The 13352-nt window shown below is 53.5% G+C and carries 13 protein-coding genes; 6 read left to right on the top strand and 7 right to left on the bottom strand.

Annotated elements, in window-relative coordinates; all coding sequences use genetic code 11:
• Positions 1–236 precede the first annotated feature (236 nt).
• Positions 237–1160 (bottom strand): transcriptional regulator LrhA, encoded by a 924-nt coding sequence (gene lrhA, locus PU624_RS09940; protein ID WP_013358575.1) that lies wholly within the window; start codon positions 1158–1160, stop codon positions 237–239.
• A 962-nt stretch (positions 1161–2122) separates the two neighbouring features.
• On the opposite strand from lrhA, the gene PU624_RS09935 reads away from it, so the two are divergent.
• Positions 2123–3340, top strand: a complete 1218-nt coding sequence (locus tag PU624_RS09935) for a pyridoxal phosphate-dependent aminotransferase (protein ID WP_283547481.1) — start codon at positions 2123–2125, stop codon at positions 3338–3340.
• A 69-nt stretch (positions 3341–3409) separates the two neighbouring features.
• The gene (gene yfbR, locus PU624_RS09930) at positions 3410–4009 is read left to right on the top strand and encodes a 5'-deoxynucleotidase (protein WP_013358577.1); all 600 of its coding nucleotides are present in this window, start codon (positions 3410–3412) and stop codon (positions 4007–4009) included.
• A gap of 29 nt (positions 4010–4038) precedes the next feature.
• Here the strand turns inward: yfbR and PU624_RS09925 are convergent, their stop codons facing one another.
• The 3 genes from PU624_RS09925 to yfbV all read right to left on the bottom strand — a co-directional run bounded on the left by PU624_RS09925 (position 4039) and on the right by yfbV (position 5804).
• Positions 4039–4698, bottom strand: a complete 660-nt coding sequence (locus PU624_RS09925; RefSeq protein WP_283547480.1) for a sugar phosphatase — start codon at positions 4696–4698, stop codon at positions 4039–4041.
• 13 nt (positions 4699–4711) lie between these two features.
• Positions 4712–5206 carry a YfbU family protein gene (locus PU624_RS09920; protein WP_033783734.1) on the bottom strand — a complete coding sequence of 165 codons (495 nt, stop codon included), beginning with the start codon at positions 5204–5206 and terminating at the stop codon, positions 4712–4714.
• 145 nt (positions 5207–5351) lie between these two features.
• Positions 5352–5804: a terminus macrodomain insulation protein YfbV gene (gene yfbV / locus PU624_RS09915; protein ID WP_283547479.1), complete on the bottom strand. Its 453-nt coding sequence runs from the start codon at positions 5802–5804 to the stop codon at positions 5352–5354.
• On the opposite strand from yfbV, the gene PU624_RS09910 reads away from it, so the two are divergent.
• From PU624_RS09910 to pta, 3 genes are all read left to right on the top strand, one after another.
• The gene (locus PU624_RS09910; protein ID WP_283548063.1) at positions 5748–6053 is read left to right on the top strand and encodes a hypothetical protein; all 306 of its coding nucleotides are present in this window, start codon (positions 5748–5750) and stop codon (positions 6051–6053) included. The genes yfbV and PU624_RS09910 overlap by 57 nt on opposite strands.
• A gap of 88 nt (positions 6054–6141) precedes the next feature.
• A complete protein-coding gene (gene ackA / locus PU624_RS09905; RefSeq protein ID WP_283547478.1) occupies positions 6142–7344 on the top strand; it encodes an acetate kinase in 1203 nt (400 codons plus the stop codon).
• A gap of 86 nt (positions 7345–7430) precedes the next feature.
• A complete protein-coding gene (pta, locus tag PU624_RS09900; protein WP_283547964.1) occupies positions 7431–9560 on the top strand; it encodes a phosphate acetyltransferase in 2130 nt (709 codons plus the stop codon).
• Positions 9561–9670: 110 nt separating this feature from the next.
• Here pta and yfcD read toward each other — a convergent pair whose 3' ends face one another.
• On the bottom strand, positions 9671–10195 hold the full coding sequence (gene yfcD / locus PU624_RS09895) for an NUDIX hydrolase YfcD (RefSeq protein ID WP_003854255.1): 525 nt from the start codon (positions 10193–10195) through the stop codon (positions 9671–9673).
• A 108-nt stretch (positions 10196–10303) separates the two neighbouring features.
• Positions 10304–10945: a glutathione transferase gene (yfcF, locus tag PU624_RS09890; protein ID WP_283547477.1), complete on the bottom strand. Its 642-nt coding sequence runs from the start codon at positions 10943–10945 to the stop codon at positions 10304–10306.
• A 182-nt stretch (positions 10946–11127) separates the two neighbouring features.
• Between yfcF and PU624_RS09885 the strand changes: the two genes are divergently transcribed.
• Positions 11128–12024, top strand: a complete 897-nt coding sequence (locus PU624_RS09885) for a TIGR01777 family oxidoreductase (protein WP_283547476.1) — start codon at positions 11128–11130, stop codon at positions 12022–12024.
• Positions 12025–12057: 33 nt separating this feature from the next.
• Here the strand turns inward: PU624_RS09885 and PU624_RS09880 are convergent, their stop codons facing one another.
• Complete coding sequence (locus PU624_RS09880) at positions 12058–13338, bottom strand: MFS transporter (protein ID WP_283547475.1); 1281 nt, start codon at positions 13336–13338, stop codon at positions 12058–12060.
• Positions 13339–13352: the final 14 nt, after the last annotated feature.

The raw sequence follows: 13352 nt of genomic DNA, 5'->3' as shown, positions 1-13352 counted from the left end.
CTCCAGCCAGCAGGACAATACGGAACAAATGGTTCATTCAGGTGGATGGCAGATTTCAGTTTTTTAGCGCGTGAAACGCAGTGAGGGGATGACATCAGGGGAAGTGGCAGGCGGAGAGCCTCTGAAGAGGGTCAGAGATAAAAAAAGCCTCTCGTTCTGTTCAGAGAAGGAGAGGCTCATTTATAAGCGTTTGTTAAGGCAATGACGCGGGTGTTGGGTACAACACGTTAGCGAAACTACTCTTCGTCATCCAGCAGCAATGTACCGTCTGGATTGTTGCTCAGGTTATACGGATCATTGGTGGACTGCATGGCATTGAAGATAGCCAGTGCCAGTTCATTATCGCTGTCAGGATTACGGCACAGCAGATACTGCGTATCTGGCAGAACCGGCAGGCCTTCAGCTGCACCCATAACACGCAGTTCCGGACTCATCATCTCAACCGGACGTGCAGTCACACCCAGACCGGCTTTCACCGCAGCTCGCACTGCAGCCAGCGTTGACGCGACGTAAGAAATACGCCACGGAATACCGGCTTCATTAAGATGATCAATGGCCATATCACGATAAGGACTTGGCTCATCCAGCAGTACCAATGGAATGGCTTCGCCGCGCTGGAAGATGTAGTCCGCTGCGCAGTACCACAAGGTAGGTGAAGTACGCAGAACCTGATAGGTAAAGTTACCCGGGCTGGACGTCGTCACAACCAGGTCCACTTCACCCTGATTGAGCATTTCCATCATAAATGGATTACGTTTAACCCGCACATCGATTGCCAGTTTCGGATAAACCGAGGTCACGCGGTTTAGCAGGAACGGCAGAATAGTGTCAGAGGTGTCATCAGAGGCACCAATGGTCAGAACGCCCTGAATGTTGCTGTACATCAGAGACGTGCAGGCTTCGTCGTTAAAACGAAGAATTTTTCTCGCATAGCCTAAAAGCTGGATACCGTGCTCTGTCAGAAGCTTATTACGTCCATGTCTGGCAAACAGCTCTTTACCTACCAATTGCTCCAGACGCTGCATCTGCTGACTGACTGCTGACTGGGTTCTGCAGACCGCTGCAGCGGCTGCCGCAAAGGTATTCAAATCCGCAACGGCAACGAAGGTTCTCAGCAGATCGAGGTCGAGATTCAGTATCGGACGATTTGCATTAGTCATGTTTTTTCTTCACTTATAAGATTTTTACGAACTACTACCCTGGTGTTATTACAAGCTTATCAAAGTGATAAGCAGTAATGGTGCTTAATGACAGTCCTGTGTGAAGACTGACACAAAAAAAATTTTTATGTGGTACCTGCACTGTTGACTCACCTGAAGGGGTCACAGTGTTATTAAGACAGATACAACTTCTGAACCGATGGCGCTGGGTGCGCAAATGCAGGAAGCTGCGTAGTTGTCTTATTCCCACCTGAAAGAATCGGGCGGGCTAAAAATCGCACTTTGCGGGCCATTAAGACGAAGCGGCTTAGTGCACTAAATAATAAATTATACTTAATCATTTTTGACTTCAAAATGGAAATGATTTTGTGAAAAGCGCTGTAAATTTTGAGGCAAACGCATTTCCGGACCCTTATGCCACATTATTGATCACTTTTTAAGCCTTCAACGTTCTGAAATTTAGTGAAGAAGTGTTAAGTAGTGCTCACTATCCTGCGATTAGCGAGCCATCTTAAAGGCTTCTTTTGATACTTTTCCGGCGATCACAAGGCCTTAAACACAGCACTCTTAAGCAGCGTTAAGGCGTAATCATTACGCACGTTATAAAATCGTCCATAAAATGAACATTTATAAAATATCCTTTAACTATTTCTCTAAGGGTATATTTCAGGTGCAAAGAAAACGGTTATTTCGATAACGTACGCATAGCTTTCTTAATGTCAGAGCCAGATGTTGGCTCAGCAGTGCTTTGTGCACATTTAAATCCTGCCTTAATCACTATTTATGGGATTATTAACCACATCCGGCTTTAACCCTTATTTTTTACGCTGCGCACTGTGCAAAAAGGTGTTGAACCCGCCAAAACGGGGCGGCACCCTTCTTTTGTGACCGTCAGGAGAGTACATTGTGCTGGTTCGAATTCTGCGGCAGCCAAAAGGATTCTGCCCATTAAGGCGGTAACAATGACTTTTCAAATTGATAAATCCGGAAAACTCGATAACGTCTGCTATGACATCCGTGGCCCGGTATTGAAAGAGGCTAAACGCCTCGAAGAAGAAGGTAATAAAGTTCTGAAGCTGAACATCGGCAACCCGGCGCCGTTTGGTTTCGAAGCACCGGATGAGATCCTGGTCGATGTTATTCGTAACCTTCCCAGCTCGCAGGGCTATTGCGACTCCAAGGGTCTCTATTCCGCCCGTAAAGCGATCATGCAGCACTACCAGGCACGCGACATGCGCGATGTCACGGTAGAAGATATCTACATCGGCAACGGTGTGTCAGAGCTTATCGTGCAGGCGATGCAGGCCTTACTGAACAGCGGCGACGAAATGCTGGTGCCGGCTCCCGACTATCCGTTATGGACGGCTGCGGTTTCCCTCTCCAGCGGTAAAGCGGTGCACTATCTTTGTGACGAGTCAGCTGGCTGGTTCCCTGACCTGGATGATATTCGCAGCAAGATAACGCCCCGCACCCGCGGCATCGTCATTATCAACCCGAATAACCCTACCGGTGCCGTCTACAGCAAAGAACTGCTGTTAGAGGTGGTTGAAATTGCGCGTCAGCATAACCTGATCATTTTCGCCGACGAGATCTACGACAAGATCCTCTACGATGACGCACAACACCACTGCATCGCGGCGCTGGCACCCGATCTGCTGACCGTGACGTTCAATGGCCTCTCCAAAACCTATCGCGTGGCTGGTTTCCGTCAGGGCTGGATGGTACTGAACGGGCCGAAGAAACATGCGAAAGGCTACATCGAAGGGCTGGAAATGCTCGCCTCGATGCGACTGTGTGCCAACGTACCGGCGCAGCATGCGATTCAGACGGCACTGGGCGGTTATCAGAGCATCAGCGAATTTATCATGCCTGGCGGTCGTCTCTATGAACAGCGCCAGCGCGCCTGGGAGTTGATTAACGATATTCCTGGCGTCAGCTGTATGAAGCCGCAGGGCGCGCTCTATATGTTCCCGAAAATCGATGCCAAAAAATTCAACATCTTTGACGATCAGAAGATGGTGCTGGATTTTCTGTTACAGGAGAAAGTGTTGCTGGTTCAGGGCAGTGCTTTTAACTGGCCGTGGCCCGATCACCTGCGCATCGTTACGCTGCCTCGCGTCGATGATCTGGAGATGGCGATTAATAAATTTGGTCGTTTCCTGCAAGGCTATCGTCAGTAATCCCGCCCGCGTATACTGACGCTATTTGGGGAGAGCCGGTCTCTCCCCTGCCTGCCAACAGGAACGCGCATGACACAAAGCCACTTCTTTGCTCACCTCTCCCGTCTTAAGCTGATCAATCGCTGGCCGCTGATGCGCAACGTGCGCACCGAAAATGTCTCTGAACACAGCCTGCAGGTCGCCATGGTGGCGCACGCCCTGGCGGTGATCAAAAATCTTAAGTTCAGCGGGTCGCTTAATGCCGATCGCATTGCCATGCTGGCGCTTTATCACGATGCCAGCGAAGTGCTCACCGGCGATTTACCGACGCCCGTTAAGTATTACAACGCGCAGATTGCTCACGAATATAAAAAAATCGAGAAGATTGCCCAGCAGAAGCTGATTGAGATGCTGCCGGAAGAGTTTCAGGCAATCTATCGCCCGCTGATTGATGAGCATCTGCACAGTGAAGAGGAACAGGCCGTTGTGAAACAGGCGGATGCACTCTGCGCCTACGTTAAGTGTCTTGAGGAGTTGTCTGCCGGGAATAACGAATTTTTACTGGCCAAAGCGCGACTGGAAAAGACGTTAGCGCAGCGGCGTTCGCCGGAGATGGATTACTTCGTTGAGGTATTTATTCCGAGCTTCAGCCTGTCGCTGGATGAGATCTCACAGGATACGCCACTGTAAGCCCGACGGTCTGGCCGCCGGGCCGCCCCTTAAGCCTGCTGACTGAAGGTAAAGCTGCCGTCGGATTCGCGGGTGACCACCAGCGATGCCAGTGAGTCGAGCTTAAGCGCCACGTCATCCAGACGCGGTGTCTCCGCCGGGGGGTTGATAGCAATCACCGTACAGCCCGCGTTCAGGCCGGATAAAATTCCGGCGGGGGCATCTTCTGCCACCACGCACGATGTTGCCGGTAATCCCAGCTTCTTCGCGCCAAGCAGATAGGGATCGGGTTCAGGTTTGCCTTTCGCCACCTGCTCAGCGGTAATAAACACGGCAGGCCTGGGTAAGCCTGCGGCTTTATGACGAGCATGAGCAACCGGCACTGAGCCTGAGGTCACTATCGCCCAGGGAATCTCCAGTTCGTTCAGCCGGTTCAGCAGCGCACTGGCACCTGGCAGCGCCTGCACACCGTCGGTGTCCGCCGCTTCAGCCTGCTCCAGCGCAACAAACTCCGCCTGGATAGCCTCTTCCGACTGGCCTGCCATGAAATGACGCAGAGAGGTAATCGCCTGTTTACCATGGATGAAATCCAGGATCTCATCAGCGGCGATGCCATGACGGGCACCCCACTGGCTCCAGGCTCGTTCAACCGCTGGCAATGAATCCACCAGCGTGCCGTCTAAATCAAATAGAAAACCTCTGTAGGTCACGCACTCCTCCTCATCAGGCATTAATCACTTGCGCAATTTCGTTTGCACTTAAATGGTACTGGCGCGGACAAGTCTGCCACAAAGCTAACATGCGTTGATACTTTTCCCACATCGGGGTCTGCGCATTAAAACCATGCGTGCCGGAATCGAAGTGGGTATAGCGCCCTTCGGTATTGACCATAAAACGGACGTAGCCCAGCAGGCGTGCCTCGGTTGCCGCATCAAAGCCCAGAAAGGCGAGACGGCGCTCTTCCAGCTGACCTTTATCTTTCAGGTTCGACCAGGAGACGTGGAGCGCGTGATGCATCTCCATAATGTCGATCACCGTCCGGCAGATCGCCTCGCTGAGTTCGCCAAACTCCTTGTCCAGCTCACGCATCTGCAGCGCATAACCGCGTTCGATGATGGTCTGGTAACGGCGAAAACGTTCAGCATTTTCTGGCTCAAGCATGGCCATGATTTTGTACTGGTTGGTGAGAATCAAACGCTGTGCATGGGTCATTTCCATCATTCACTCCCGGTCAGAGACCGCTCAGTTAATCAACAATGGAGAAATGATTGCACAGCGTTAGCAACACGGAAATCGCCGTATCGCCTTTCTTTGATTTGGCCGCAGGTTAGCGGTAACTATTTTACCGCCAGCCCGGGATAGGTCAGAGATCGTCGAGGAAAGTACGGTCGAGCTGTTTAAATGCCCGCTTCAGCAGATCGGCCAGCGCCTGATAAGTTGGCTTGCCTTCGACCGGGGCTATCGCCTGCCCTGCTTCTTCCAGCCGGATACGCACTTCATGAAACCAGTTAAGCAGAGTGGGCGGCAGTGGCGTTACTGAACGCTTGCCCAGCCACCACAGTCCCTGCATCGGCAGGCTGCAGGCAAACAGCGCGGTCGCCACCGCCGGGCCTAACTGACCGCCCATCGCGATCTGCCAGGTCAGCGTAAAAATCGCCAGAGGTGGCATAAAACGAATGGCAAAACGCGTTGCCGATGAAACCCGGTTTTCCGGGAACACGGGGGCCAGGCGCTTATCAGCAGGCCAGGTCTTCATATAGTGTTGGCCGCGCTGAAACATCCGAAACCAATTGGTACTGCCAGATTCATTCGCCATAGCTCACCTCAACTAATGCTGCAAAAATTAAAAAATAGTTATAAAGACACAACTTTACGTAACAACCTTCAATTATTTTTGTCTTTAAAGATGACTCCGGCTATTCTGACGCCGTTTTACACCTCTCCGGAAGCGGAATGCGCCTTTGGGAAGAGGCCTGAGCCATATTACGACAAGGCAATCTTCAAATTTTCGCGTAAGATTGCTGAAATTTTTTTGCGGAAACGCAGTTTTCTATCTACCGCATGATGTTTGTCATTAATCTACCAGCTTTCATGGGCTACGCTGATAGTCTGATTGCGTTTTATTTAGCCACTCTCAAAAAATAGGTACTTCCATGTCGAGTAAGTTAGTTCTGGTTCTGAACTGTGGCAGCTCTTCCCTTAAGTTTGCCATCCTCAACCCTGCCAGCGGTGAAGAGTTCCTGTCTGGCCTGGCGGAATGTTTCCATCTTCCTGAAGCCCGCATCAAATGGAAGCTGGAAGGCGAAAAACAGGAAGCGCCTCTGGGTGCTGGCGCAGCGCACAGCGAAGCGCTGAACTTTATCGTTAAAACCATTCTGGCACAAAAACCTGAGCTTTCGGCACAAATTGCTGCAATCGGCCATCGTATCGTACATGGCGGCGAGAAGCTGACGCAGTCAGTCATCATCACGGAAGAAGTGGTACAGGGCATCAAAGACGCCTCCTCTTTTGCACCGCTGCACAATCCGGCTCATCTGATCGGTATTGATGAAGCGATGAAAAACTTCCCTCACCTGTCTGATAAGAATGTCGCGGTATTTGACACCGCTTTCCATCAGACAATGCCGGAAGAGTCCTATCTCTATGCGCTGCCGTACAAATTGTATAAAGAGCATGGCGTTCGTCGCTATGGCGCGCATGGCACCAGCCACTTCTATGTCACTCACGAAGCGGCCAAAATGCTTAACAAGCCACTTGAGTCACTGAACATCATCACCTGCCACCTCGGCAACGGCGGTTCGGTCTCTGCGATTCGCAACGGCGAGTGCGTGGACACCTCTATGGGCCTGACCCCGCTGGAAGGCCTGGTGATGGGAACCCGCAGTGGCGACATCGACCCGGCGATTATCTTCTTCCTGCACGATACGCTGGGTATGAGCGTTGACGCCATCAATAAACTGCTGACCAAAGAGTCTGGCCTGTTAGGTCTGACCGAAGTCACCAGCGACTGCCGCTACGTAGAAGATAATTACGCCACCAAAGAAGATGCGAAGCGCGCAATGGATGTCTTCTGTCATCGCCTGGCAAAATATATCGGCAGCTACACCGCGCTGATGGATGGCCGTCTTGACGCAGTCGTCTTCACTGGCGGCATCGGTGAAAACGCCGCGATGGTACGTGAACTCTCACTGAAAAAGCTGGCGCTGCTGGGCTTTGAAGTCGACCACGATCGCAACCTGGCGGCCCGCTTCGGCAAGTCTGGTTACATCAATAAAGAAGGCACCCGCCCGGCGCTGGTGATTCCGACCAACGAAGAGCTGGTCATCGCCCAGGACGCCGCGCGTCTGACTGCGTAAAACACTTCTCTCCGTCAGCTCAGGCTGACGGAGTTGTTTTTGACACCCTGCCATTACTGAGAGGTTCAAACGTGTCACGTACAATTATGCTCATTCCGACCGGCACCAGCGTCGGCCTGACCAGCGTCAGCCTCGGCGTTATCCGCGCCATGGAGCGCAAAGGCGTTCGTCTCAGCGTGTTTAAGCCGATTGCTCAGCCGCGTAGCGGCGGCGATACCCCGGATCAAACCACCACCATCATCCGTAAGAACTCCTCGATTCCTGCCGCTGAACCGCTGCAGATGTCACGTGTTGAGTCACTGCTGGGATCGAACCAGCAGGATGTGCTGATGGAAGAGATCATCTCCCGTTACCATGCCAACACCCAGGATGCGGAAGTGGTACTGGTTGAAGGTCTGGTTCCGACCCGTAAGCATCAGTTCGCCAACGCGCTTAACTATGAAATCGCCAAAACCCTGAACGCGGAAATCGTCTTCGTGATGGCGCTGGGCAATGACTCTCCGGCACAGCTGAAAGAGCGCATTGAACTGACGCAGAGCAGCTTCGGTGGCCAGAAGAACAAAAACATCACTGGCGTGATTATCAACAAACTCAACGCGCCGGTCGATGATCAGGGCCGTACCCGTCCTGACCTGTCAGAAATCTTTGATGACTCGTCAAAAGCCAGCATCGCCAACATCGATCCTAAGCAGCTGTTCTCAGACAGCCCGCTACCGGTGCTGGGTTGCGTGCCGTGGAGCTTTGATCTGATCGCCACCCGCGCGATCGATATGTGCCGCCACCTGGATGCGCGCATCATCAACGAAGGTGAGATTCAGACCCGCCGGGTTAAATCTGTCACCTTCTGCGCCCGCAGTATCCCGCACATGCTGGAGCATTTCCGTCCTGGCTCACTGCTGGTGACTTCTGCAGACCGTCCGGACGTGCTGGTCGCCGCCTGTCTGGCCGCGATGAACGGCATTGAGATTGGCGCAATCCTGCTGACCGGTAACTACGAGATTGACGATCGTATCGCCCGTCTCTGCGACCGTGCTTTCCAGACCGGCCTGCCGGTGTTTATGGTGAAAACCAATACCTGGCAGACCTCTTTGAGCCTGCAGAGCTTTAATCTTGAAGTGCCTGCTGACGATACGCAGCGCATCGAGAAAGTGCAGGAGTATGTTGCCGGCTACATTAATGCGGAGTGGATTGAGTCACTGACCGCCACGTCAGAACGCAGCCGTCGCCTGTCGCCTCCAGCCTTCCGCTATCAGCTGACTGAGCTGGCGCGTAAAGCGGGCAAACGCGTCGTACTGCCAGAAGGTGATGAGCCGCGTACGGTTAAAGCGGCCTCGATCTGTGCAGAACGCGGTATCGCCACCTGCGTCCTGTTAGGCAACCCGGATGAGATTCAGCGTGTCGCTGCGGCTCAGGGTGTTGTCCTGGGCAAAGGGGTTGAGATTGTTGACCCGGAACAGGTGCGTGAAAACTACGTGCCGCGCCTGGTTGAGCTGCGCAAGAGCAAAGGCATGACCGAAGTGGTCGCCCAGGAGCAGCTGGAAGATAACGTGGTGCTCGGCACCATGATGCTGGAAAGCGGCGAAGTGGATGGCCTGGTTTCAGGTGCGGTTCACACCACCGCCAACACCATTCGTCCGCCACTGCAGCTGATCAAAACCGCGCCTAACAGCTCACTGGTTTCATCAGTGTTCTTCATGCTGCTGCCAGAGCAGGTGCTGGTCTACGGTGACTGCGCCATTAACCCGGATCCAACCGCTGAGCAGCTGGCTGAGATCGCTATCCAGTCAGCCGATTCTGCCAGCGCCTTTGGTATCGATCCGCGTGTTGCGATGATCTCTTATTCTACCGGCACGTCAGGTGCGGGTAGCGACGTAGAGAAAGTGCGTGAAGCAACGCGTATTGCGCAGGAGAAACGCCCTGATCTGGTGATTGATGGTCCGCTGCAGTATGACGCTGCGATCATGGAAGATGTGGCGAAATCGAAAGCGCCCAACTCACAGGTTGCAGGTCGCGCGACTGTGTTTATCTTCCCGGATCTGAACACCGGTAACACCACCTACAAAGCGGTACAGCGTTCAGCCGATCTGATCTCAATCGGACCGATGCTGCAGGGTATGCGTAAGCCGGTCAACGATCTGTCACGGGGTGCGCTGGTTGATGACATCGTTTACACCATCGCCCTGACCGCCATTCAGTCTCAGCAGGCTGAAGGCTAAGCGTCAGAAGAAAACAAAAAAGGCATGCCCCAGAGCATGCCTTTTTTTTCGCCGGTAACAACGCTGTCCGCTTTAACGCGGGTTGATGTTACGCAGTTAAGCGGCCGTTATCAGGCCCGGTTATCGCCGTTGCGGCTCATCCATAGGGAGAGCGCTTTCAGCGAATCGTCCGTAAATTCATCACAGCGTGCGGTGATCTCGTCGGGCGTCATCCAGATAATCTCATCGACTTCCGATTCCTGCATGGCGAATGGACCATGTGACACGCAACTGAACAGACCGCCCCAGACACGACAATGCTGATCTTCGAAGTAGAATTTGCCATGCTCAGCAAACGGCACCGCGGCAATCCCTAACTCCTCTTCCGCTTCACGTCGCGCAGATTCCAGCATGTCTTCACCGCTCTGCACCACGCCGCCCGCGGTAGCGTCCAGTTTGCCCGGCATAAAATCTTTTATCTCGGTGCGACGCTGTACCAGAATCTTACCCATACCGTCATGAACGACGATATAGGTGGCGCGGTGACGCAGGCACTGAGCACGCATCTGTGCACGTGTTGCCTGAGCAACGACTTCATTCTCTTCGTTTACGATATCGACCCACTCGATGCCGTCACCCGCAGTTTGATCCACCATCCGTAACCCTTTCCTGTTTGGCGTACAGTTGCATACGCAGTTTGCCACGTCGTTATTTTTATGTGGCGTAAGGTAATCACTTACGCCAGCCTGAGCAAGCCCTGGCTGTTACCGATTTTTACCACTTTCTGCTAACCACAGCTGTACCGAGGCTCGCTGCCACTGAAACTCAGCATAATGCTGTAAGCGTGCGGGCAAAGGATCGCCATGCAGGACCAGCCGGTTTAGCATCACCGCCAGATCGGTATCTGCAATTGACCACTCGCCAAACAGGTTCTGTTGCCCGTCCGGCAGCAGGCGATCGACAGCCGCAACGAGTTTATCTACCGCCAGCTGCGCTGACGCGGTCAGCGGGGCAAAGCGTTCACCCGCAAACAGCACTTCCGTCGGACGTTCCTGACGGATCCACAGGAAGTCGCTGCGCAGCCAGGCCTGAATCTCTCTGGCACGGGCACGCTTCTCGCGGTCACGGGGATAGAGGCGTTCAAACTCGGGCGCCGGAAAACGCTCTTCAAGATATTCGGTAATCGCCGAGGATTCGCTCAACAGAAAGTCATCAATCTGCAGGGTCGGTACCCGGCAGGTCAGCGATAGCTCACGGTAGGCCGCGGCATATTGCTGGTTCTGCGACAAATCGACGCGTTTGAGGTGGAACGGGACCCCTTTTTCGGTAAGAGCTACATAAGCCGACATGGCGTAAGGACTGAAAAATGATGAATCTGACCACAGGGTGATGGACGGATAATTCATCGGTTACCTCAATTGGCTGTCAGGGTTGCATCATGTTTACCGATTTTTTTTTGGGAAGGCAACGCTGAGCTGATCCGATCTCTTGCTCCGGAAGAAGAAAGCGCGACGCGACTCACTATAGAGTGGCTCCACTCTTCTATGCTGAAAGGTGCAAATAACAAAAACATCAAGGGAGCCGCAACATGCACATTCTAATTACCGGTGGCACGGGACTGATTGGCCGTCACCTGATTCCGCGCCTGCAGCAGCTGGGGCATCAGATCAGTGTGGTGACGCGTGACGTGGTCAGCGCGCGTGAAAAACTGGGCGAAAACGTCGCGCTCTGGTCAGGACTGGCGCAACAACCGAACCTGGATAACATCGATGCGGTGATTAATCTGGCAGGAGAACCTATTGCTGACAAACGCTGGACGGAGCCGCATAAACAGCAGCTGTGCGAAAGCCGCTGGCAGATCACCGAGCAGATCGCCTCACTGATCAACGCCAGCGCCACGCCACCCTCCGTATTGATCTCAGGCTCGGCGACCGGCTTTTATGGCAATACCGGCGACCTGGTGCTGACGGAAGAGGATCAGGGTCAGGATGAGTTCACGCATCAACTCTGCGCCCGCTGGGAGCAGCTGGCGCTCACGGCGGAAAGCGAACGTACGCGCGTCTGTCTGCTGCGCACCGGCGTGGTGCTGGCCCCGGAGGGCGGCGCACTCAGCAAAATGAAGCTGCCCTTTAAGCTCGGCATCGGCGGGCCGATCGGCAGTGGTAAACAGTACATGCCGTGGATCCACATAGATGACATGCTTAACGCCATTATCTGGTTGCTGGATCATGACGATCTGCGGGGTCCGTTCAACATGGTCGCGCCTTACGCGGTGCGTAATGAGCAGTTTGCCGCCACACTCGGCCGGGTCATGCATCGTCCGGCTTTTATGCGCACGCCAGCCAGCGCCATTAAGCTCATGATGGGCGAATCGTCGGTGCTGGTGCTGGGAGGACAGCATGTGCTGCCAAAGCGGCTGGAAGCCTCTGGTTTTGGCTTCCGCTGGTACGATTTGCAGGAGGCGTTGCAGGATGTCGCAGGATAAACACAGGGTGGCCCTGAGCCGCCCTGTGTTTAATTAGCTACGCTGCTCTGCTACCGGCGACTTCATTGCCTTTTCGTCACGCGTGTGCCCCGGTTGTGGCACACGAATAATAAAGGTCAGCACGCCAGCGAACAGGTATAACCCGGTATAGGCCCATACCACCCCCACAATGTCGAAAAAGGGCAACATGACGGAGGCGATAGCCGGTGCCACAAAGTTACTGAGTCCTGCGGAGAGGTTGTAAATCGAGACTGCAGCCCCCTTATGATGCGGCTCCAGCGTCGGAAAGACGGCGGTCATCGGTACAAATGCAGCGACAAAGATTCCCAGCATGACCGCAGGGATTAATGCGACCCAGAAGTTATGACCCGCATAGACCGGCAGGTAATAGAAGGCCAGGCTGGAGATGGCCATCCCCAGGCAACCAAACCAGCGCACCTGACGGATCCAGCCCAGCTTCTCACCCGTGAGGCCCCAGAAGATATTCGTAAAGATAGTCACAAAGAAGAACACCGCCCAGATTTGTAGCCATTCAGAGATCGTAAAGCCGAGACGATCGACAAACAACAGTGGCATGACAATGGCGAAACCAAACAGCGATAGCGTGTTGATGATGCGAATCAGGCAGGCATAAAATACGTGCTGATTGGTAAACAGAATGGTCACGGCACGCGCCATTTCTGTCATCTTGTCACGCATCGGCAAATTCACACGAGAGCGATCTACCGGTACCTTGCGCAGACTGAAGTATGCGAGGATCCCACCACAGGCCACCCAGATAATAGCCAGCCACAGCGTTCCGGTTTCTCCCAGCACAGGAATGGTCAGACTTGGCAGATAGCTGCCAATAACCCCGATGCCTACAGAATACATCGCCCAGAACCAGCCGGTTGCCGCCGCCAGTTTTTCGCGCGGTAAGACCTGCACCAGCATCATCATGAAAGAGTAGATAAACAGCGGATAAGCCAGTCCGCGAATGCCGTAGAACAGCACCATTAGCGGATAGTTGCGCAGGCCAAGTCCCAGCGACATAAACAGCGCATGCATCACGATCCATAGCACAAAGCCAATCATCATCGCGCGCTGCGGCGTGATCAACTCGGCTACCACGCCAGATGCCCAGGCCGCCAGGGCTGCCGCTAAGCCATAGAAGGTGAATACGACTGCTGATTGCGCGGGCGTAAAGCCCATATCGGTGATATGACGTGACAGAAACGCCATTTCAAAGCCATCACCCGCCATAAAGAGGGCGATAGCGAGGAAGCCCCAGAACATCTTTTTCGGTAAGCCAAACCAGTATTCATTCGATTGCATTTCAATGACCTTCT

This window comes from Pantoea sp. Lij88, from assembly GCF_030062155.1.
Lineage (GTDB): Bacteria > Pseudomonadota > Gammaproteobacteria > Enterobacterales > Enterobacteriaceae > Pantoea.
This window is presented reverse-complemented; position numbering and strand designations above follow the sequence as displayed.

Bases quoted from the DNA above. Each gene is read 5' to 3' on its own strand.
- PU624_RS09935 (WP_283547481.1), top strand. From the start codon at position 2,123: ATGACTTTTCAAATTGATAAATCCGGAAAACTCGATAACGTCTGCTAT.
- lrhA (WP_013358575.1), bottom strand. From the start codon at position 1,160: ATGACTAATGCAAATCGTCCGATACTGAATCTCGACCTCGATCTGCTG.
- yfcD (WP_003854255.1), bottom strand. From the start codon at position 10,195: ATGGTGGATCAAACTGCGGGTGACGGCATCGAGTGGGTCGATATCGTA.
- PU624_RS09880 (WP_283547475.1), bottom strand. From the start codon at position 13,338: ATGCAATCGAATGAATACTGGTTTGGCTTACCGAAAAAGATGTTCTGG.
- ackA (WP_283547478.1), top strand. From the start codon at position 6,142: ATGTCGAGTAAGTTAGTTCTGGTTCTGAACTGTGGCAGCTCTTCCCTT.
- yfcF (WP_283547477.1), bottom strand. From the start codon at position 10,945: ATGAATTATCCGTCCATCACCCTGTGGTCAGATTCATCATTTTTCAGT.
- yfbR (WP_013358577.1), top strand. From the start codon at position 3,410: ATGACACAAAGCCACTTCTTTGCTCACCTCTCCCGTCTTAAGCTGATC.
- pta (WP_283547964.1), top strand. From the start codon at position 7,431: ATGCTCATTCCGACCGGCACCAGCGTCGGCCTGACCAGCGTCAGCCTC.
- yfbV (WP_283547479.1), bottom strand. From the start codon at position 5,804: ATGGCGAATGAATCTGGCAGTACCAATTGGTTTCGGATGTTTCAGCGC.
- PU624_RS09885 (WP_283547476.1), top strand. From the start codon at position 11,128: ATGCACATTCTAATTACCGGTGGCACGGGACTGATTGGCCGTCACCTG.
- PU624_RS09920 (WP_033783734.1), bottom strand. From the start codon at position 5,206: ATGGAAATGACCCATGCACAGCGTTTGATTCTCACCAACCAGTACAAA.